The organism is Gordonia sp. KTR9 (genome assembly GCF_000143885.2).
Lineage (GTDB): Bacteria > Actinomycetota > Actinomycetes > Mycobacteriales > Mycobacteriaceae > Gordonia.
In genome coordinates, this window is the sequence record NC_018581.1 from 2,808,355 (window position 1) to 2,830,319 (window position 21,965).

Genomic DNA, 21,965 nt, shown 5'->3' on the forward strand with positions numbered 1-21,965 from the left:
CACCGAGCGGCGGGTCAGTAATCAACCAGCGCCCCTTGCTGGTAGAGAATCTCCAATTGGCGAACGAGGCCACCAGCAACTTCAGGGTCGCGACTGAGTAGTCCGCATTCAAGATTCAGCCTAGCAGCCGAGTCCGAGAAGTTTGCGCTCGTGACCAGCGCTGAAGTGCTGTCAACAACAACGAGCTTCGCGTGTTGCAGCGGTGTCCACGAGCCCGTCGGCTCGGGCGCGTATGCCCACAGTCGAGCGCCTGCGAGTGCCTTCGGTACGGCCCCGCCGTTCCTCTCCTGCATGCTCCGGTCGAGGACGATCGTGACCGAGACTCCGCGATCGATCGCGTTCGTCAGTGCTTCTACGTACTCGGCTCTCCTCGATGCGGAGTATGTAGCGGCGTAGACCGATCGTTCTGCTCGGTTGATCATGTCCGCGACCGCGAGAGTCGTTCTCCCCTCCACACCTGGAACATTCGGCGTTGTCCAGACAGGCTCAGGGCAAGTGGTGCGAGGGACAGCCGCGATGCCGTCCAGTACAGCTGCGGCAGGGTCAGCTCCTCGCACCGTCGCAATCAACTCCGAGAGCAGAGTTTTGACCTCGGTGCGGTGGAGGGGAAACGCCCTCTGCGCGGCTAAGTGGGGGAGCTTGCGTTGCCGTAGGGCTGCGGCGATGGCGCTCGCCTCATCGCGTCCCAGTATCGCGCCCAGCCGAGCAGCGGCAGACATATTATCGGGCTCCATGCATAGGGGCTAGCAAACCCGGTGTCGCAACGTTCTTGTCTACAAGCAGCCCAAGCAGCAGTCTTCGGTCGAGGAACCGGTTGGTCCGCTCGCAGCTCGTCTCGCTGATGAAGAGGCAGAAGTGGCAGGCCGCCCCGTGGAGGAAGTCCTCCTTGCCGCGCGGTCGACGATGGGAGCAGACCGGGTCGCTCGAACAGCGACCGCCACGGCGGACGGCCTCATGTACCAACGCCTCCAGTCGTTCTGGCCGAGAAAGGTCGACGAGACCGCCGAGGGTTCCCTCGCTATCGGACGCCGTCGTGGTGATGAGCAGGCCCGCCGCGGCAGGCCGGTTGCCGTCCTCCCGCCAGGCGTAGATCCGCTCCGTCAAGCTCGCGGACCCGTATCCACTCGACATTGCTGCCTCCCGGATAAGGAGGTGCGAGAGCGTGTGGACGGCCCAGTAGCGCGGCGCAGGGAACCGGGTGTCGGGATCAATGCTGCTGTCGGACGTTTTGCTGGTGCGGCGCCGAAAATTCAGCGCGTGCGCGTTGCGGAACGTCTCCCAGATCGGAAGATCGATCACTTTCTCCTCCCACTCCAGGACGGCTGTCTCGTCGAATTGCAGGAAGAAGCCCTCGCCACGATCCTCTGTCGCGGGCACCCAAGATGGCCTTCCCTTTTGGGCCAGCGGGGCGACGCGGCTCTTACTATCATCGATGCGGTCAAGAGCGTCGATGCGGGTGAAGCCCACGAAGGCATTTACCTTCTTGAGCTTCTCGATCGCGACGACCTCTTTGACGAGCGGCCGCAGCGTGTCCGGGACATCCCGTCGAAGAGCTCGGAAGTCTACCGCACCGCTGTGCTTTGTGTACTTAACCTCATCGGTGAGCACAACCCACTCCGGTTGGAGGATGTCGGTCGGGTCCGTGCTGGCCGCTTTTGAGGAGCTAGAAGACTTTCCGGCTTTCAGCATTTGCAGGGCGTCCCAGAGAGCGTCGTCTGTGGTCTTTTCGAAGACATCGGTCTGGGCGATGGTGGTGACCAACATGCGGAAAGCCGTGAGCGAGTCCCTGCTCGTGGCTGTGGCGATGATGTTGGGGGGGAGGCCCTCCAGGTGCGGAAGCAGGTCCTCCGAAGTTGCGGACTCTTCGCGAGGCAATGCCAGGAGCCCGACCGTGGATGCGAACCACTGGTTCGCGGCACCGAGCATCATCAGCTTGCCCGGCTGGTCGCACTTGTAGAAGGCGTCCAAGTGAGGATGCCGGCCGCGGCACCGGGGCAGTTTCTCCGCTGCCTTGGGGCCGGTCGCCTCGAGCATGCCGCGTCGCGCGTCACACGAGAGGCAGACAATCTGTACATCCGGACCGATGTTGCTCTTCCATTCCCGCATACGAAGCGATGGGATCGGAGCATTCGGGCACGACTGTCCGCGGTGAACCCACGCGGCATAAGGAAACTCGTCGAGATGCCCGTTGACACAGGCGATCAGGTATCGGGCAGGCACCGCTGCCTGTTCCTTGCCCTTCCGTCCCGTGGTACCCCTGGAACCGGAATCCCACCCTTTGCAGTTCTTGTGCACAAATTGCGCCTGATCCGGCCGGTACCTCAGTACATTCTTGAACTCGAATACCTGGTGGTTTACGGGCGCCAACTGGTTACAGCCGGTGCAGCGCAGCCACTGGGGGAACACTCGTGCCGGGATTCCGAGGTCGATGGCGTCATCGCCGGCCCCGCCGGGCAACTCCGGTGCCCACGGAGCCTTTCGAAGTTGGTCGACCTGGTTGCCCAGATAAGCTCGGACGAGCTCGAGCAGTCGCGGCTCGATGATGACGTCCGCCCCGCCGGCGCGTCGGTCGTAGTAGCGCTGCCAGCTGTCGAGGCCGCTGGGCATGACGGAGAGGCGCGGCAGGTCGACGGTTGCACCGACACCGGATGTGTAGAGCAGCGCGGACGGCCGGAGTGATCCGACCTTGCTGCGGTTCTTCGTGATTTTCGCCTCGACGTCGGCGATCGGATTGAGCTCCGTCGCACCGACACTGACCGGTTGAAGCTCGCCGCCGTCGAGTTCAGCGGGCGTGGTCGCGGTCATTCGCTGCCTTCCTCGGGGAACTGCCATGACGGGGCGCCGGTCTGCTCTCTGAAGGCGAGGTTGTCGCGGCCAGGACTCACCAGCAGGTTGAACTCGGGTTGCACCTCGCGCATGGAGTTGGCAACTACGAAGATCCGGTCTGCGGGTGACGGGACAGTAGTTTCCGGGCTGATGAGAAGTGGCCACTCGATGTGGTCCGTCCGCCTGCGTTCGTAAACGAGCGCACCGGAGTTCTCCTGCGCCTTCGCATGCCACCGGTCAATTCGCTGGAGCAGTTTCTGCCGCATGCGCTCGACCGTCTGCGAGTCGGGTGCCGCGGGCATTGCGCGGGCGACGATCCGGTCGACCAGGGCATGAGCCATCGGCAGCTTGCTCAGGATCTCTCGGGCGCCAGGTTCGGGAGACAGCGAGTCCGACCCGCGTTCGTCGGTGACGCGGATAGCGCTGACGAGCATGCCGGTGAGGCCGCGTTCCATCGCGGTGTCCGAGTAGGGCGTGACGCTGAGCGCCTCGACCTGTGCGTAGAAAGTCTCATGGTAGTGGCGAAAGGACTCGAAGTGCGACATGTCCCGGGGGCGGGACCAGTTCGCCAGCGACACAACCAACCCGGGCTTGCGCGCGTCGCGCCCGACGCGGGACGAAGCCTGGATGTACTCGGCCGTGTTCTTCGGTTGACCGACCACGAGCATCAGACCAAGTCGGGGAACGTCGACACCGACCTGCAACATCGACGTGGCAAGTACGACGTCGTAGGGACGAGGAACCGGCTTGGGTGGTTGCTTCTTCCCGTTGTGGGCGTCGGCGAGAGCCTTGCCGTACGCCGACTTCCCGCGGGTGCTCCAGCGCGGCTGAGCCTGCCCACCCGCAGCTGGGGTCCAGGTCGACGTGAACGGTAGGGCAAGCCGGTCAAGGGTGCGGGCGATCTCCTCGGACGAGATGCGCGCCGTTAGTTCGCCGATCTCGAGCCGTGCCCAGTCGGTGGTCCTGCGCGGGAACGGTTCGGTGTTGCCGGCGACACGGGTGGTCACGTCATCGTCGAGGTAGCGCCTCATGCCGGCGAGCTCGCGGGTGGCGGAGAAGTAGCCGACGGTCGTCATGTACGGATCCGCCGCGTCGCCGTGCTCGTCGAGGAGCTTCTGCCCGGCAAGAAGAAGAACTTCCGACATACGAATCTCAGCGAGGGTCAATCGGATTCCGTGGGCGCAGACGCCGATGTATTTGCGGCCCGGGTCGCCGTCCGAGAGTCGCTTCTCACGTGAGAAGAAGGTGTCGCGAACGTCGAGGACCTGCGGCGGGAACACAGCCACACCGCGTCCATAGAGGGCGGTCACCTGGTTCAGCGCGTTGCGGACTGTTGCGGTGGAGGCAACGACCAGTGGTCGTACTGTCGTTCCGTTCTGGTCGTATGACGAGAGCACGTCGACGGCGTTCTCGAACACGCCGACCGCGGTCCCGAGTGCGCCGGTTATGAGGTGCAGCTCATCCTGGATGATCAGATCTGGTGGCCGCAGGCGCGGCACCGTCGCGATCTGGACGGCAGGGTAGGCTACCCCACCTTCGTCCTTCTTGTTGTGAGAGTTGCCTTTGCAGTTACCCCGGGAATCGGGGTGCCGATAGCCGTGGCGTGGACAGCGGGCGGAGACGTAGCCGAAGAGACTGGCGGCCTCGCCTTCGCGCGCAAGCCGTGCGAACTTGTCGACGGTCGCGAGCAGGAAGGTGGGTGGGTTGCGGTACAGCTCATCGTCGACGGTGGTGATCGGCAGGGCGCCGGAGCCGCCGTCGATCGAGAACGGGCAGATGCCCTTGCGGTCGCCGCAGTGAACTTCGATGCGCTCGGTGGCGCCCACAGTCTGGAGATCCCGTTTGGGGTCGATGACCGACCCGCACCACGGGCAGCGCTGGAGCTGCAACACTGTCAAACCGTGGGTCTTGCCAGTGTCCTCGCGAGCTGTCCTGATCTGTTCCTTGGCATCGGTGTAGCGCTTAGGGCTGACCGCCGACCCGACCCAGAGCCCGATGCTGAACGGTCGATGTCCCCATTTCGCCGCGTCGGATTGGCGGATGAGTTCGGCAGCGCACACGAGTGCCGCGGCGCGTTGGAACTGCTGCGAGGTGAGAAGCCGCAACGTATAGCGCATGAGCACAGCGACGCCGTCACCGCCGTCGAGTGGTCCGTCGTCGGTGTCGATGACGCCCTGCAGGCGGCGGATCGCGAACGTGAAGGCGGCGAGACCGAGGTATGCCTCGGTCTTTCCACCACCGGTCGGGAAGAAGAGAAGCTCGACGTTTGCTGCGGCGCCGCTGCGGGATTCGTTCGTCGGGTCCCTAAGTGTGGGGACTTGGAGGAGGATGAATGCCAGCTGGAATGGCCTCCAGGACGCCGCACTGTCGCCCTTCTCCTCCACTGCTGCGAGAGCACCCTCGATGGAGAGGTCGCTGCGTTCTGACCGAGCGGCGGCCACTTGCGACCGCATTCGCTGGTCCCGCATCGCTCGATTCATGAAACGGAACGCGTCAAGTGCGTCAGAGCTGGTCCTCAGCAGTCTTAATCCGTCTTCCAGACGCGTGACTACCAGTCCTGCCTCCGCAATGGCTTCATCGGCAGTGATCTTGAGGTGGGCGGGCAGCGTGGCGGCGAGCGTCTTCTGATCGTCGAGCCACGTTCGGTAGCCGTCGACGAGCGGCAGGAATGCCCCGTCGACCGCCTCCGGTGTGAGATCCATGAGCAGTCGCATCGAGGTCACCGCAGCCCCTGCTTCGCCCGCGACGGTCTGGGGTACTTCGGCTGTGGGGAGCCACGTGGTCTCCACCGAGGTCGCGCGGCGGGATTCGTCGTCGGCCTCGATCCAGGTGACCGATGCCGTCCGCCCGATCGCGAACTCGAGGCGGTGCCGGTAGTGCAGGTCGAGCCGACGCCGTTCGTCATCGGTTTCGGAGTAATCCGCGTCGAGCACATCGCGCGACGGCAGGAAGACCGGCTCCCCACTGTTGGCTTCGACCCGAATCTTGGTCTGGAACAGCCAGTCTCCGGGCGGAGCGTCCATCCCGGTCACTCGGTCGTTGGACAGCGCCAGTTCGACGATCGTGCGATCACCGTTGGGGAACAGCTCGACCCGTAGTGTCACATCTGCGTCGAGAATGATCGGTGCGAGGGTGGTGTGGGCGAGCTGACCGCGTACGTCGACTTCCGCTGTCTTGGTGACGGGGGAGCGTCGCGCCCACTGCACCTTGCGGCCGTCTTCGTTCTCTCGGCGAAACGTCTCGTACCGACCCCACGAGGCGGTGACGGTCAGTACGCCGCAGTCGCTGGGAACCTGGAACCGCAGGCCCATCGACGATGGGTGTGTGAGCGCACCTTTCGCGCCCTCGTCGCGATCTTCCCCGTCGTCGGAGGACGCCATGTCTTCGTCGGTTGGAACCGGGACTCCCGATTGACCGTTCGTGGTCGGGTCTAGGTCGCTCATCGCCTGTCCGGTCTCTGCCGGGTCCGCACCGACACTAGTCCCGGTGACGCCCCCAAGTGAGGGGTCGATTGTCACGGGGGCGAGCGCGCCGACCATGTAGGCCGCTCGAGGGGTGCCCTTGATCTCCTCGTCAGGACCGTTGCGCGGTCCGAGCAGTTCCTGCTCGACAAGGCTCAAGAGATCGGTCCGGACGGAGGTGGATGCGCTGACGGTCATGAAAACAGTGTGTCCTCTCGGTTCGCGACAATCTGCTCCGGCACGACCTGCCCTTCGGCGCGGGCTCGCTCGTGATTTAACTCAACGAGACGATCGAGAATCTCCACCCGTGCGGTCGGGGACATTGTCCAGCGCTCCATCTGACGATAGGTATGGAATCCATGATCCAACTCAATATCCCACCCATACGCCTTCGTTACTGCGCGATCCACACTCACGTGTGCCGCGCGCAGACGCTCGATCTCTGCGTCACTGTCGATGCGATAGTCGTTGACCAGGTTGTATAGTCCGGTGATTCCGATTTGTCTACGAGTCATAATATCTGACCGAACACTGTTGAGCGCTCGTCCAACGACTTCGAGCTCGCCGATTGAACCGGGAAATGGAAAGGTCTCGAACACATCGGACGGGGTGTATCGGATTGTTGCGCCGAGTGTTGACGAGTACGTCATGACCCATACCTGATGCACCGCCGAACTAAGCAAGGCAAAAAGGCTTCGCGACGCGGTAGGAAACACCACGCAAGAGTCGGCGATAACTTGTTTGGCCGAAGCCAAGACTGGCAAAAAGACCTTGCTGACGCGTGGAATAACCACCGCTTCATCTACTTGTTCGAGAGCCTTGTATAGCGCGGGGCGTTTGTCTGCATACTGCCACCAGCGTTGCGGAAGAGGTTTGCGCAACACAAACGAACCATCTTCTTTCTTGCGCTGACGCTCGGCACGGACTTCCTGTTCCACTATCTTGAATACGCCGAACTCGCGTGCTTGCTCGATTGGCCAATCATGAAAATTGATCACCCAACGAGACGCTGACCTATCAGGGCGGGTTACTAAGTCGTCGGCACCCAAGTAGAGCTGAACGACCCTTTCGTCCGCATCTCCGCTTTTCAGTGTTTGTCGGGCATCTGCGTCCGACAAGATGAACCCCTTGCCTAGAATGTAGGTGCCAACGTAAGCCTGATCGCGGTTTGCAGCGAGCCTCAGGGGAGCACCTCCAACGCGACGGATTGGTTCGAGGACGCTTGAGATGCCGGTGACAGACTGTCCATCCAGCCACCGCGACACGTCTGACCCGACTCGCTGGTTCGTTGCCCAAATGGCGGCAAAACTCAGGGCGGCGGAGATGGACGGCCACGGCGCACTTCGGATTGCGCGGGTAAGCGTGAACTCGCGGTCAGTCAAGACATCCAGTCCCGCTTCGCGCGTGTCGCCCTGCGCGATTGTGTTGGTGCATATCAAGCCAAACGACCCACCTTGGCGAAGGACGATCGCAACCCTTCGGAGGAAGTGCGCGGCCAGATCGGCGCCACCCGGCGCCCCCGGGCTAACCACGTTCACCAACCAGTCTCGAACATTCGCCCCCACTGCGCCCGCAAGCTTCTTGCCTCCGAGGAACGGTGGATTACCGACAACGGCATCGAATCCACCGTGCTCGACGAGTACGTCAGGGGCCTCAATTGCCCAGTGAAGGGGCTTCCATCGCTCGTAATCGGTGTCCACGGAAGGCGTCAGACCGTTCTCGATGCGGTCGAGTAGATTGTCGGAACTCCCGTGGGACCCGTCGGCGGGAAACGACTCCCCAACCTGCCACGAGAGGGTCTTGAACGCGCCATCGAGTTGGCGCCCCGGCTTGCCTCCCAACGGAAGGCCCGCGGCGATCACACCATCTGCGATCATCCGCAGGTCTTCGGTCGCTCGATGGACTTGCTCAAGGAGACGTAGCTTCGCCCGCGCCGACCGCATCGGATCGTGATCCTCAACAGGGCTGGCAAGTTCATAGCGCAACTTCGCAGCGGCGGCGATCTTGGCATCGACGTCGACGAGCAACGATTGGTGCATTCGCGCCGGCTCGGGTGAGATATGCAGGTAGCGCAGCTGGTCGAGGCTAGTTAGGCCGAGCAGTGAGTTTCCGCAAAAGATTTTGTCGTCGACGAATGAAAACGGCTTGGTTTTGTCCATCGATACCAACCAGAGCGAGAGCTTGCACATCTCTACGGCCATCGAGTTGATATCGGCGCCGTAGAGGCAGCGAGCAATCACCTCGCGTAATGCGCGGCGCTTAACCTGGCTAGCGTCCGCGAGGTCAACTTCGCCGAGCATGTCCTCACGAGTCCATGCTTCGATTACGCGCTCGGCGAGATACCGCGCTGCCGCAACAAGAAAGGCACCGGAGCCTGCAGCGATATCCGCGACTTTAAGGTCCAGGATTTCGGCTGCGGGCTTGAGTTTCCATTCCTTGTCGTCGTTTGTCTGGAGGGGGCCAGGCCGATACACCAGAGGCTGGAGTGTATACAGCACAACTTCTTCTGCGAGTGATCGCGGCGTGTAGTGGGCGCCGGCATTCTTGCGCGAGGGTGTCTCCACGACTACGAGGCCGCCAATCGGGAAGACAAGGGGGATGTTCCGGAGATCGCGTCGGATCAGATTGCCCAACCCGACGAGGGTTTCAAGGAGGTCGGCGTCGCCACCGGCAACCGGCGTCAGAAGCCGGACCAACTCCGCTCGTTCGTCAGGGGTGGGCTCCTTCGCGATCAGTTTGGTGAGTGCCGCTGCTGACTTAGTTGTTGCTGCCGGCTGGTTTCCCTTCGTCCACGCCATCAGGGCCGTAGCGACCTTCTTCGGGTCTCCGCCGTACTCGTCCCACAGCTCATTGAGCGTGCCGAGCGGGATCTCCGGCTCTTCGCCGTCTTTGCCGACGAGACCAAGGATGATGTCGTCGGTGACAGTCGCGCAGGAGTAGCCGAGTAGGCCTTCGTAGATGTATCCAATTTGCTCGACGTCGACCTCTTGGAAGGAAATTCGGCGGCGCTCTCCTCCCGTCACGACCGTCTGCACCGAATCGAGTGCGTGCATCATGACGCGGTCGGACACCTTCAGGCGCAAACCGTGGTCGCCCACAGCGTGCAGCCACAGGAATCGATCGGGATCAAGCAGCGAGCCACCGTAAGCGGGCATCCGCATTTCGTCGTAGTTGACGCCACCGTGAAGCGCCTTGCTCACGGCGAGAAGTCGATGCCAGGCGTCGTAGGTCTCGTCTAGCTGCTCCTCGCCGCCAGCTGCCTGTGCCTGAAGGCCGGCGAGGAGGTCCTTGATTGCGTACGACTCCCAGTAGAGCTGCTCGGTGGGCAACATGTCGCGTTCCTCGGCGAAGAGGAGGAACACGATCCGCATCATGACGGTGACAGCCGCTTGATATACGTCGTCGGGCTTCTCGGTGAGTGGATCCGGATCACCACCCTTGGCGGCCTTCAGCCGGGCCTCGGAGAACGCCTGCACCAGAAGTTCGACGGACCTGCGTACCTGCGTGCCGAGGGCTTCGGTGATCGCCTCGGCTTCGAGCTCGCTCCGCTCGAACAGCTTGGTGAGGCGCTGCTCGGTGTCGAGAGTGCAGAATCGACGCTGGTTGATGAGGGTGAAGAACGCGTCCCGGAGGAGGGGCTCCTCGGCCCAGGTTAGCGCGTTGAACATGCCTGAGCCGGTGGGCTTTTCGTCCCTGGCGGACACCAGCGCCCACCATTGGCCGTCGGTGACGATTCCAACCTCGACATTGGCCTTGCGGAGCAGCATTGCCAGCCGGTCGACTTCTGTTGCCGGCCAGCCGTCGAGGCCCGTTTCACGCAAGCCGCCGGGTGTTGGTTCGCAGATGAGCAGCAGCGCCGCGGCTTGTCCGTCGCGGCCCTCGAGACCGGCGGTCGCAGTGACGGTGACCTGTTCTCCCGGTGATTGGACGCTGACGTCGACATCCGTTCGTAGTTCGTCCCATTCGGCGAGCTGGTCGAGGACGGTGTAGATCCACGCGTGGTTCACCTCGGCGTAGGCGGACTTGGACTCTGGGGTACGCGGCTCGGCGGCGAACTTGTCGAGAGCACGCTGCCACCGCGTGAACGCCTGCTTGTAGGTGAGAAGTCGATCATCGGCGTCGCCGAGACGGTCGACGCCGTCCTTCCAGATGTCCTTCAGGACGGGCAGCGCGAGGAACGGTCCCTCGATGTCGACCTGGCTGAGCCAGTCGGAGTGGAAGTCCTGCTTCCGTGAGCTCGTCTTCTTCATCGCAGTGCAAGTCCGTTCTCGATGTCCTTGGGAGCGATCGCGAAAATCACCGCTGCCGGAAACTCCCAGGCACGGATTTCGTCGTAGCGGGTGTCGACAGCATCGAGTTCACGGTCACGTTCGTCCGCGAGCGCGTCGATCCTGCGCCTGATCTCGCGGAGGTCGCGTTCGGATTGACGGCGTTCGTCGTCGAACAACGCCAACTGGGAATCGTCCATCGCCTCCGCGTCGGTGAGCGCATCGCGAAGCGTCTGGCCGAATCGACCGAAGATCTCATCGACACGAGCGCGATCGGCCTGTTTGCGTTCGGCGAGCTGACCGTCGACCGCTCGTCTGCGTCGCTCGGCGCGGTCGGCGATCGCCTGCTCGACCCGCGCGCGCACACCGCTCTCCTCGGAGGAGTTCCACGCGGCGGCAAGCTGGTTCGCGATGTCTGGCGGAACCGGGTTGAGGTCAGTGCGATCGAGCGTCGACTCGAGTATTTCCTCGGCACGCTGCACGCCGACGGCCTGGCGACGGGCGAGGCGGGTGCCGGCGAGGAAGACTTCCTCGTGGAGCCGAAGTCCAGCGCGGCCGACCAGAACCAGGCGCGTCACCGCGACGGCGTATGACTCGTCGAGCCCTGGCACGACCGTCGCGGTGACACGCTGCAGCGACCGATCCCCGCCCCACAGCGCTGCCCGCAGTCGTCGCGTCGAGCGCTGAAGCAGCGGTGACCCCAGGTGCATGTACACGACGTCGGGGTCGCCGCCCTGCTCCCTCGGCTTGAGGACCATGGGGTCGAAGGCAATCGGACGCGCGTTGTCCGGGTCCAAGCGCGTGTAGAGCCCACGGGTGACTTGCTCCCAGGAGGAATCGAGATTCGGCAGTGCGAACACCGGAGCATCGGTGTCCTGGGAACCGACGAGCTTCAGAGGCGGGAGCTGGTTGAGCTCAAACGCAGTCTCGACGACGCGCTGCAGGTTCTCCGGGCGGAGGTGAAGCCGCTCGCGGCTGCTGGCGAGGTCGTTCTCCAGCTGCGCCAGTTCAGCATTAAGGACTTTCTCGCCGCGCATCATGCCGGCGATCGGATCCTTCTCGGCCTTGGCCTTGGGGCGCTCGATGACCTGCCCACCGAACTGTCGTTGAATGTCGGGGGCGATGATCTCGTTGGCGGACCCGAGATCCCGCATGATCTGGTCGATCTTGACCGCTACGCGCGACAGTAGGTCGACGTCCTTGCTCAGCGCCGTGGTGCCGTTGGCATCAGGAGCGAAGTGGTGGATCTCGGGCGCGACGGTCTGGCCGTAGCGGTCGACGCGGCCGATGCGCTGCTCGAGTCGGTTGGGGTTGAACGGGATGTCGAAGTTCACCAGCCGATGGCAGTGGTTCTGCAGGTCGATGCCCTCGCCGGCGGCATCGGTGGCGAGCAGAATACGAATCGGTGTCTTCGCAGGGCTCTCGTTGAACCGCAGGCGGATGAGTTCGCGGGTATGTGAGTCTGTGCCACCTTCGATGACATCAATGCGGTTGTCCTCGTAACCCTGCTGTCGCAGGATGTCTCGAATCCACCTCAGGGTGTCCACGTATTCGGTGAAGATCACGAGTCGTTCGTTATTCCAGTCGCCGTGCGAGCGAAGCTCACCTTCGACGTGCTTCAGCAGCACACTGAGACGGGAATCCGGCCGGCCCTCGAAGCCGTGGCCCCAAGCGCTGAGCCACTCGAGGTCGTCGATGTCCTCGTCGGTGAGCGGGGGGAGCGACTTCTTCGCGTCACGCAGTGCCTCCAATTCGGGCTGATCGAACTTGCCTTCCTCGAGCTCGTCGGCGTCCGGGCCGAAGATCTCGTCGTAGTCGCGGTCAAAGTCGACGTCCAGCCCCTTGGTCCGGGTATCGCGGTAGACGTCGATGGTCTGGGCGAAGGCGACCGGGGAGGAGAAGAAACGCTTCTTCAGCAGCAGCGTTGCCATGTCCTTCGCCGCCCCGCCGGGGCCCTCTTCTGACACCGCCTTGTCGCGTCGCCTGGTGAACGCGAGGAGACGGTCGTATGCCTGGGATTCCTTGTGAACCGGCGCGTACCGCAGCGCCTTGACCTGCCGGTCGAGGAACCCCTTGGAATCCTTGAGGTCCCGCTTCAAGCGTCGGACGGCCACTTCGCTGAGCGCGACGGGATCGATCTTGTTGCCGCGAACGAACCGCTGGGGGTCGATCATCTCCAGCAGCGCAGTGAACGATTCCGTATATCCATTGTGTGGCGTCGCGCTGAGGAACAATCGGTGCTCGGAACGTTCCGCGAGCTCACGGACAGCGCGGGTGCGATGTGAGTCAACGGCGTAGCCGCGGCGCTCGAGTCCAACCTTGGTGGTCCGGACCGGGCTGCTCGGTGCGACATGGTGCGCTTCGTCGACCACGAGAATGTCGAACGCAAAACGCGTGCTAGAGCCGAACGCGTCCCGCAGCTGTCGCTGCGCGCGCTGCCCGGGCAACCATGCCATCGACACGATGATCCGAGGAAACAGCGTGAACGGGTTCGCATGGATGCCGTGGGAACGGCGGACGTCCTTCATCGTGTCAGAGTTGACAACGGTGAAGTCGAGTCCGAACTTCTCCTGCATCTCGTCCTGCCACTTGAAGACGAGACCCGCCGGGCAGACGACAACCACGGTGCGCGCGCGATGCCTCAGCAGCAGTTCCTGAATGACCAGGCCGGCCTCGATAGTCTTGCCGAGTCCCACGTCGTCAGCCAGGAGAAGGTTCGCGCGGGGGCTCGCGAGTGCCCGCTTGAGGGGAGTGAGCTGATACGGCTCGACGTTCGCGCCGCTTCGGAACGGAGCCTGGACCGTACCGTCGTCGGCACTGGTGATCGCGCCCCACCGGAGCGCATCGACACATGCAGCGAGTTTGTTCGGGTCGTCGAACCGTTCCGGGTCCACCTGCTCAGGAAGGCCGCGGTGAGTATGCGCACTCCGGCCGGGCTCGATTTCCCAAACAACGCGGAGTTCGTGGCCGAGGCGATCCTCATCGACGCACTGCAGTGTCACTGAGTGTTGCAACTGGGCCGTGGCGTCGTCGGCGCTGCTGCGGCCGAGGCCTTGTTGCTGGACGTCTGCGACGGCCCACTTGGCACCTCGAATGGTTACGAGTTGACCTACCTCTGGAACGCTGTCAATGATCTTCGTCGTCATCGCGTTTGTAGCCGAATCACCACGATCGGAACTCTAGCCACCCCCGGTGACAGGTCGTAGTAGGACGCGGCCAGACGACACGACCGGAGGACACCGCACGTCGTCGTGGCGGCACCCTTGTGCGATGCGCGACCATGCCGCACGACGGATCTTTCGTAAGCGCAGCCAGCGTTACGACGACTGGCTTTTGTCACAGATTTCCTCGAGGATGTATCGCATGCGTGCGGCGGGTCTGTTCTCTGGCATCGGCGGTTTCGAACTGGGTCTGTCCCGCGGGGGAGTCACGACCGAGCTTCTTTGCGAGAACTGGGCACCGGCTGCCGCTGTCTTGTCACAGCGGTTCGATGCGCACGTGGCTGGCGACATCACGGCCCTGAGAAGCCTTCCTCCCGTAGACGTGGTGACAGCGGGTTTTCCTTGTACAGACCTAAGCCAGGTCGGTCGGAAAGTGGGTATCGGTGGAGCTGAGTCCGGGCTGGTCAATGAGGTGTTCCGTCTCGTCGAAAAGCGGGCACCCACGTGGCTCGTGCTCGAAAACGTGCCGAACATGCTCACACTCCACAGGGGTGCTCCAATCGGTGCAATCACCTCATGGCTTGATCAGAACAACTGGAACTGGGCCTATCGGCTCGTCGATTCTCAGTACTTCGGCGTGCGTCAGCGACGACGCAGAGTGTTTGTCGTGGCATCGAAGAGCGAGGACCCACGTGGTGTCTTGTTCGCTGACGAAGTCGGAGGTTCAGGCGGGCTCAGGTCGCACAAGGCGTACGGGTTCTACTGGACTGAAGGGAACCGGGGTCTCGGATGGGGCGAGGGTGTCACACCGACTCTGAAGGGCGGGTCGAAGTTGGGGATAGCCTCCCCTCCCGCTGTGTGGCGGCCTGCCGGGCCCACCGGCGAAGCAATCGTGAAGCCCTCGATCGAGGCGGGCGAGAGGCTGCAGGGGTTCAGGTCTGGATGGACCCGCGTGGCGGGGAAGGACGGCACTCGCTGGAAGTTGGTGGGCAACGCCGTCACGGCGCCGGTCGCCACATGGATAGGTCGACGGCTGGCTCAGCCTGGAGAGCCCGTGGATGTTCAGCGAACTGTACTGTTGCCAGGCACATCCTGGCCCACCGCAGCGGCGCGCGTGGATGGGCAGGCGGAGGCTTGGTGCTTATCCGAACGTCCAGTGAGAGTCCGGAACGGTCAGTCACTGGATGGCCTTCTCACACGTTACGGCACAACTCCTCTCAGCCTTACTGCGACGAGAGGTTTCACCAGGCGGCTGGAAGCCAGCTCGCTACGTCGACGTGCCGACTTCACCTCTGCACTTCACGCGCATGCCGAGTTCTACGCCGACTGATACAGAGTGATCGGTCAGAAGGCTTCGACAGACCAATTCACGACAGTGCCAGGTCGGACACCAATCCGTCTGGCAGCCATCGCCGGCATATCGAAACGGGTATTCAGATGCGGCCTCATCCCTGAGAAAGTGCCCATGGAGATCGACCGGTCTGAGCAAGCGACGGCTTGGACGGGACTGCACTGAGCGACCACTGGCATTCGGTGCCGCTACATTGCAGAGTTAGGAACCGACGGAGGTCATTATGGTCAGTCCAGTTGAATCGAGTCTGCGCGAGGCCATCATGGAGGCGTTGGCCGAGCAGGTCGCGGAGCGTGGCTTCGTCACCCGAGACGAGCTCACGGCGCTGCAAGTGGGTACACAGACGCGTCGGGTCATCGACCGATCCCGAGGTATTTGGAATCCTCGCGACATGGAAGCGACTCTGTCGGTCGTTTCGTCGCCTGATAGCCAGTATTCGGACAGCGATCTAGGCGACCTCTTCCGTTACGACTACCGCGCAGGTTCTTTGGACGGGGACAACAAGAAACTCCGCAGGGCCTACGAGCTCGGAGTGCCCATCATTCTTCTCCGCAAGATCCGAGACGGGGTTTACGTCCCGGTGTTTCCTACCTATGTAATTGCAGACGACACCGACGCTCGGCAATTCGTTCTAGCGGTCGATGAGAGTCTCAGATTCCTTCGCGATCCCCTCGATCCGTCGCCAACGGAGCGCGCGTACGCGGAGCGGGTAACCCGTAAACGATTGCATCAAGCCGAGTTTCGAGGACGTGTCTTAAAGGCGTACGACACCTCTTGCGCAGTCTGCAATCTCGAATACGGCCGATTGCTCGACGCTGCGCACATCACGCCTGATAAGGACTTCGACGGGCACCCGATCGTCACCAATGGCCTCAGTCTGTGCAAGATCCACCACAGCGCTTTCGACTTGAACATCATCGGCATCTCGCCCGACTTCTCCGTACACGTCGCACGCGACGTATTGGACGTAACGGACGGTCCGATGCTCAAGCATGGCATTCAAGAGATGGAGGGTCGGCGTCTTCGCTTGCCCTCGCGCCGATCCGAACGACCGGACCGCGAGCGGTTGGCTCGCCGTTTTGACGAGTTCAACGCGGCTTCTTGAAGCCGTCGCGCCCGTCGCTGAACAGTGCAAACTAGATCTTGCTATTGGTCTCGCGCTCGTACTGAGCTGGCATCGCCAAGATTTGATTACCATCCCAGCGCCACCGCGCCGGCTGATTCCCATACGATCCCGTGTCCTCGCGCACCTGGCATAGCTTCCAGCACCGCGGCACGCACCTTCTCGATCGGATGCCCCAGCATCACGCCGTACTCGACGGCGACGCTCGGCGTCCGCTGATGTCCGGCCACACAGTGCAGCAGCACGGTCCTGCCCTCGGCGCGCAACCCACGGACGGCGTCGGCCGTGTCCGCCAGCACGAAGTCGAGGTTCTGGTCTTCCGCAGAATCGTCCGAATCCATGAGCCGCGACGCGACGAACTCCGTCGCCTTACCGAAACACGCCTGGCGTCGTCCGACACGGCACATCGACACCACCGCATCGGCACGATGGTCGACAGTCGCGTGCGTGCCGAGCAGCACGCCGTCGTCGAACGGGTGGGGGACCACTTCGGTGAATGCGTGCTCGGAGTATGCGACGTCGTCGACCAACGGCCAACCCTTGTCGTCGGGTTCGCCACCGCGGACCGCCAACGTCGCCAGCGCAACCAAGTCGTGCGAGTCGCTGGGACGCCCGTCGCGCTCAGGCCAACCGTGCACGGCACGACGCCAGAACCACGGGACCGCACTTGCGCCCCATCGGGCGCCGAGCAGACCGCCGGCGATTGCGGCGACGGTGTCGGTGTCGTTGCCGATTCGGATCGCGGCGTCGAGCGAGGCTTGCAGGTGACGGCACGACATCGAGTCGGGGACCGGTGTCTGCGTGAACGCTGCAGCCGCCGCTTGCAGAGCGGTGGCCGTGAAGCCATTCGGCGAGAACGACTTCGGAGGCTCGAATTCGGCAGCGTCGAGCCAGGCTGACCACTGGTCGGCCCGCTCGCCGGGTAGTAGGTCGAGCCCGGCACGGACATCGATTCGGCCGCCGAGGACCGCGCCCCGTATGGCCTCACACCACAGGACACAGGAGTCGCCGGCCAGCGGATCGGCGTGGGTGAGGCCGGCGACCAGACGCGCGGCCTCCGCGAGCGTGTCGCGATCGTCGAGGTGGGCGAGCGCCACGGGCGCGGTTCGCATCAGCGCACCATTGCCAGCCGAGTGCGGGTGCTCCTCGGCGTAGGCGTTCGCTTCCTCGTGCATGATCGCACCCGCGCCGACTTCACCGCGGTTGAGCCGGCGCCTCGTCGCGTTCAGCACAGCGCTGGTCTGGATGCCGACGTCGGCGGGGCCGCCGTCGAACCAGCGCAGGAAGTTGTCCGCGATGGCGTCAAGCGCGTCGTCGGTAGTGAGGTCGGCGCCGGTGGCGGCGACATCCGCGATCGCCATGGCCATCGACGTGTCGTCGCTCCATTCGCCAGGTGCGAAGTCGCCGAGGCCACCGCCGAGCATCTGGGGAGGTTCGTCATCCCGCAGAACGCGGGACTCGAACTCGTACGGGACGCCGAGCGCGTCACCGACTGCGGTGGCCAAGAGAACGCCTGCGGCTCGGTCGAGTTGCGCGGTAGTGAGTTTCGTGAGGCTCCTTCGAGTCAGGATGGTTCGACGGCTAGGCGGCGGCCGGGTTCTCGGTGACGACCACGCGGAGCGTCGTCGTGAACGAACTCAGTCCCGGCGTCGGCCGCGCTTGCGGTTGGCGAGATGATACGAGTCGCGGGTCGCCTTCGAGACGTAACCCGCACCTGTAGTGCGGATGTCGGCGGCGAGCCCATCGAGCGCGCCCACCTCGTCGTCGATGGTCTGACGGTCCTCCGGGGGACAAAACGCGGCAGCCTCGGTGAGACGAGCACGCGCAACGCCCAGTGCGGACTCGCCGCCTTCGATGTCACCATGCTCGAAGGCTCGCGATGCACGCAGCTTCTCGGCCTGTCCCTCCTGGTAGAGCTTCTCGGAGTGCACCTTGGGGTCGGGGACGCGATCGCCGAGTTCGTCGCCGGGCACCACGTTGACCGAGATCGGCACGGTCACGGTGTGCTCGGTCAGCGTCGCAGTTTCCACGTAGCGCAGCTCGAGGTCGGCGACCTGGACAAGTCCCAGTGCTGCAAGGCCGTCGACCTTCATCTGCAACAACAGTTTCCGCTGCTCCAGCGAGTGGAGATCGCCGAGCTCGATCATCAGCTCGTGCTCGGCGGTCTGGTGGACCGGGAGGTCGTTGTACAGGGTCAGATGCATTACTTGCGGAACGAATCGCACCGTAAGGGTGACCGCCTGAGCTGCCTTGGCCAGCAGACCGTCTACCTCCCCGGCGATCGCCGCCCCTGCCGCATCGGGGTCGTCGGCAAAAACGTGATTGCCGTTGCCTGCCTTCGCCATCGCAGAGAGCAGTGTCTCGTCGTACCCGCGGCCGTAGCCAAGTGTCGAGGTGACGACCCCGTCGGCGGCGGCCTTGGCGGTGACCGACGCGAGATCGTCGACGTCCCGGATACCCCGGTTCACGTGGCCGTCACTGATGATCAGCACGGTCCCGCCGCGGATGCCGGCCGCGCCGATGCCTCGCCGCACCTCCTGCAGAGCCCGCAGGTAACCGGACGACAGGTCGGTACAGCCACCGCTCACGATCCCCGCGATGGCGTCGGCGGTACGCTGCTTGTCCGAGAGAGGGGCGGCAGGAACCACGACGTCAGCCGCGTCGTCGAAGGTGACAACACCGAAGACATCGGCGGGATCGAGTTGCGCGACAACGCCGGTGAGTGCCTTGCGTGCACCGTCAAGTGGGGCACCGGACATGGAGCCACTTCGGTCGAGCACGATTTGGAAAGCAGTCGGAGTTCTGTTCGTGACGGGTCCGGCGGGTGCTTGCAGTTCGAGCAGCACGGTCACCTCGTCCGCGGCTTCGTGAGCGACGACCTCGACATCGAGCGCAGCAGAGAGTTTCATGTGTCTTCCTTCCTCCGACTCGTCTCGACCAAGGGTCATCTCCAGCTACGGCGACGATGCCGCGACGCGGTTGTGCGCATGTGACGGCGGTATCGGGTGATGATTCATTCAGATCGGGACGAGAACCCCTCATGACTCCTGCATGATTGCATCGACCACCGACAATTCGGATGCCGCGATGCAGGTAGGCGTTCCGGAGCGCAGGCTCAGCCTCTGGCCATGCGGTGCGGCTGCTTTGTCCACTGTCGGTGAATCCACTCGGTAGCACGTCGCGCGGCATAGGCTGCCTGTGGCGAGTCGGTGCGGCGCGACACGATGGCGCGCCTGGGTGCGAGAGCGGGAACGATGGCTGGAGATGGGCAGGTCGCTTCGATCAAGCGACTCAAGTACCGCTATTGGCGGGCATCAGATGCCAAGGACGTGTCTGCGTTTCGCGACTGCTTCGTCCGCTCCGGCGCGCGGATCGACTACGGATCGATGGGCACGTTCGACGATGCCGACGCACTCACCGACATCTTCCGTCGGGTGGCACTGCACAAAAAGGACGGCCGGTTCGCCATCCTCGACATGCACCACGGCATGCATCCCGAGATCACCCTCACCAGCGAGACGACCGCGGCGGGACGATGGTCGTTGCGCTTCCGTCAGGTGAACCTGCTCGACCGAACCGAAACGGTCATGGTGGGGGAGTACGACGACGAGTACATAGTCGAGGACGGTGAGTGGAAGATCGCCGCGTCGACGCTGACCGAACGCTGGCGGATGCGGCAACCGCTAGCGTCCGAGGTCGAGATCACCGAGGGGAAGTTTGTCACGGATCTCAAAAGTTGAAATTGCCCGGCCCTCTTGGCGCCAGACGGAATCGGCTACGCCGGCCGCAAGACCGCCACGAGGAACTCTGACTGCTGATTGAACGGCCGGACGTCCCAGGATTCCAACAGAAGGTCCTGAGCGAAGCCGGCGGTGGCGGCGTTCTCGAGGAACTCGTCGAACGCATAGTCGCGGCCGGCGCCGAATCCGATGATGGCGCGACCGTCGTCGCGGAGATGTGCGCGCAGTCGCTCGAGGACTGTCACGCGCGTGCTCGGGGCGAGGAACGCCATCACGTTGCCGGCCGAGACGATCAAGTCGAACGGTTCGGCGATGCCGCGGGCGGGGAGGTCGAGTTCGGCGAGGTCGTTTACCAGCCAGCGCGGGCCCGGGTGGTCCACTTCGGCGGCCTGGATGAGTACGGGGTCTACGTCGACGCCGACGACGTCGTGTCCGACCTCGGCGAGGTAAGCACCTACGCGGCCCGGGCCGCATCCCGCATCGAGGATGCGAGATCCACGTGCAGCCATTGCGTCGATGAGCCGCGCTTCGCCGACCAGGTCGTTGCCCTCCCGAGCGAGGTCACGGAAACGTTCGACGTACCAGCTCGAGTGGTTCGGATCCTCGGCGACCTTCTGCATCCAGATGCTCTGTTCGACCATGCCCGCATTGTGCCAAATGCAGCGTCGCGTCCCTGCACAGCTAAGACGGCTGTCAACGCGTCGGCACGCACCGTCACTTGGTTGCCGACACACGCCGGTAGTAGGCGTTCGATCCTGGAAGCCAGAGGAGTATCAGTACGGCGAGTTCGACCGCGACCAGTAGAACGTTCAGCGCCTCGGTCACCGGACGGTCGTCGGCCGCCAGTGACGTCAAGCCGAAGACCAGTCCGACAACACCGATGACGGTCGCCATGAGGCGTGCCCACGTGAAGCCTCGCGCGTTGGCGTATGCCATGAACAACCAGAGTCCCGCGGCGGCGAGGCAGAAAGACACGACCAAACCGGCCCCGATGGTTGTCCCCGTCTCGACGGCGTTGTCGATTGCGTCGTAGTTCGACTGCGCGGGTTGAGGACCGAGCCTGACGTAATGCCGCGCACGAACTTCTTCGTTGATGGACTCGACCAGTGACAGGGCGTAGAACATGCCGATCAGCTGGAGACTCGCACCGGTACACATGAGTCCGGCGGCCAGCCACAACGTGTGCGGTATCGAGGCCCCGCGTGTTCTCGACATACGTTCTCTGTCGCTCGTGTCGGTACTCATATGAAGTGACGATAGGACGCCCCGACAGCATCGATGGATCCTGTTACACAGGGGCCTTGGGGATTCTGTCGCGTCCGAAAACCCGTGACTTCAGGCGGGGGGCGTCGGAGTGCTACCGAGCCCCCATCCGCCGACGGTGGCACGCTCAGGACCGTCTGAGTCTCTCAGAGACGTCGGCAATTGCGGCTTCGAAACGCTCACGCCCGCCCGCGGTGTTCAGGCCTCGCATCGAACAATGTGGAACATTGGCCGCCGGCACGTAGATGCCGGGACGAGTGATAGTCGCACGGCGCCAGCCGTCGCGGGCTGCTGCCCCGAGCAGCAACACGATTTCGAGGTTGAGTAGCGAGTCCACAACTTCACGGGTCCACCGAACGCCACGTGCCCGCTCACCAGGTGTCGAACCGCCGTTCTTCACCCCGGCGACCGGGAACGGTACGACGTTCCAGTGCATGACGTCCTTCGAGCGGACCCCGTGACGCGCATACGCTTCCCGGCAATTGCGCGCGGTCCGATCGTTGTTGTCCAGACTTAGCAATCCAGAACCGGTCGCCGACTCGGCCTTTGTCGACGGATTGTCCAGAAGCACCAGCATCCGGGCATCGACACCGCCGGTATCGGGATCGACGTACGGCACCTCGCCCTTACTGAGGCCCTCCGCCTGGGCGATCCGGTCCGCCAGGTCATTCAGGGGAGCAACGTGAGGCGCGCGAATCCGAGCCAGCTTGTCGGCGACAACGTCGGGCTCGGCGTTGCGTCCGTTCACGGTGCGAGCGCTTCTGGTTCCGGC

Annotated in this window: 13 protein-coding genes; 3 read left to right on the plus strand and 10 right to left on the minus strand. The window is 63.5% G+C overall.

What is annotated here, in order from left to right; translation table 11 throughout:
- Window positions 1-14: 14 nt before the first annotated feature.
- Genes drmC through drmD form a run of 5 tightly spaced genes read right to left on the minus strand, consistent with a single transcriptional unit; the run spans window position 15 to window position 13,701 of the window.
- A complete protein-coding gene (gene drmC, locus KTR9_RS13500; RefSeq protein WP_238553858.1) occupies window positions 15-734 on the minus strand; it encodes a DISARM system phospholipase D-like protein DrmC in 720 nt (239 codons plus the stop codon).
- The gene (gene drmB / locus KTR9_RS13505; RefSeq protein ID WP_014926811.1) at window positions 721-2,805 is read right to left on the minus strand and encodes a DUF1998 domain-containing protein; all 2,085 of its coding nucleotides are present in this window, start codon (window positions 2,803-2,805) and stop codon (window positions 721-723) included. The genes drmC and drmB overlap by 14 nt, the downstream gene beginning before the upstream one ends.
- A complete protein-coding gene (gene drmA / locus KTR9_RS13510) occupies window positions 2,802-6,485 on the minus strand; it encodes a DISARM system helicase DrmA (RefSeq protein WP_014926812.1) in 3,684 nt (1,227 codons plus the stop codon). Before drmA ends, drmB begins: the two co-directional genes overlap by 4 nt.
- Window positions 6,482-10,537 (minus strand): Eco57I restriction-modification methylase domain-containing protein, encoded by a 4,056-nt coding sequence (locus KTR9_RS13515; RefSeq protein ID WP_014926813.1) that lies wholly within the window; start codon window positions 10,535-10,537, stop codon window positions 6,482-6,484. The genes drmA and KTR9_RS13515 overlap by 4 nt, the downstream gene beginning before the upstream one ends.
- The gene (drmD, locus tag KTR9_RS13520; RefSeq protein WP_014926814.1) at window positions 10,534-13,701 is read right to left on the minus strand and encodes a DISARM system SNF2-like helicase DrmD; all 3,168 of its coding nucleotides are present in this window, start codon (window positions 13,699-13,701) and stop codon (window positions 10,534-10,536) included. The genes KTR9_RS13515 and drmD overlap by 4 nt, the downstream gene beginning before the upstream one ends.
- Window positions 13,702-13,909: 208 nt before the next feature.
- Between drmD and KTR9_RS26925 the strand changes: the two genes are divergently transcribed.
- Both KTR9_RS26925 and KTR9_RS13530 read left to right on the plus strand, forming a co-directional pair.
- Window positions 13,910-15,046: a DNA (cytosine-5-)-methyltransferase gene (locus tag KTR9_RS26925; protein ID WP_044507917.1), complete on the plus strand. Its 1,137-nt coding sequence runs from the start codon at window positions 13,910-13,912 to the stop codon at window positions 15,044-15,046.
- Window positions 15,047-15,290: 244 nt separating this feature from the next.
- A complete protein-coding gene (locus KTR9_RS13530; protein WP_014926816.1) occupies window positions 15,291-16,172 on the plus strand; it encodes an HNH endonuclease in 882 nt (293 codons plus the stop codon).
- 86 nt (window positions 16,173-16,258) lie between these two features.
- Here KTR9_RS13530 and KTR9_RS13535 read toward each other — a convergent pair whose 3' ends face one another.
- Both KTR9_RS13535 and KTR9_RS13540 read right to left on the minus strand, forming a co-directional pair.
- Complete coding sequence (locus KTR9_RS13535) at window positions 16,259-17,695, minus strand: ADP-ribosylglycohydrolase family protein (RefSeq protein ID WP_238553859.1); 1,437 nt, start codon at window positions 17,693-17,695, stop codon at window positions 16,259-16,261.
- Window positions 17,696-17,827: 132 nt separating this feature from the next.
- A complete protein-coding gene (locus tag KTR9_RS13540) occupies window positions 17,828-19,099 on the minus strand; it encodes a vWA domain-containing protein (RefSeq protein ID WP_014926818.1) in 1,272 nt (423 codons plus the stop codon).
- Window positions 19,100-19,444: 345 nt separating this feature from the next.
- On the opposite strand from KTR9_RS13540, the gene KTR9_RS13545 reads away from it, so the two are divergent.
- Complete coding sequence (locus KTR9_RS13545) at window positions 19,445-19,930, plus strand: nuclear transport factor 2 family protein (RefSeq protein WP_014926819.1); 486 nt, start codon at window positions 19,445-19,447, stop codon at window positions 19,928-19,930.
- 35 nt (window positions 19,931-19,965) lie between these two features.
- Here KTR9_RS13545 and KTR9_RS13550 read toward each other — a convergent pair whose 3' ends face one another.
- The 3 genes from KTR9_RS13550 to KTR9_RS13560 form a co-directional block, all read right to left on the minus strand.
- A complete protein-coding gene (locus KTR9_RS13550) occupies window positions 19,966-20,571 on the minus strand; it encodes a class I SAM-dependent methyltransferase (RefSeq protein ID WP_044506689.1) in 606 nt (201 codons plus the stop codon).
- A 73-nt stretch (window positions 20,572-20,644) separates the two neighbouring features.
- Complete coding sequence (locus KTR9_RS13555) at window positions 20,645-21,145, minus strand: hypothetical protein (RefSeq protein WP_014926821.1); 501 nt, start codon at window positions 21,143-21,145, stop codon at window positions 20,645-20,647.
- A gap of 175 nt (window positions 21,146-21,320) precedes the next feature.
- Window positions 21,321-21,941: a uracil-DNA glycosylase gene (locus KTR9_RS13560; protein ID WP_014926822.1), complete on the minus strand. Its 621-nt coding sequence runs from the start codon at window positions 21,939-21,941 to the stop codon at window positions 21,321-21,323.
- Window positions 21,942-21,965 lie beyond the last annotated feature (24 nt).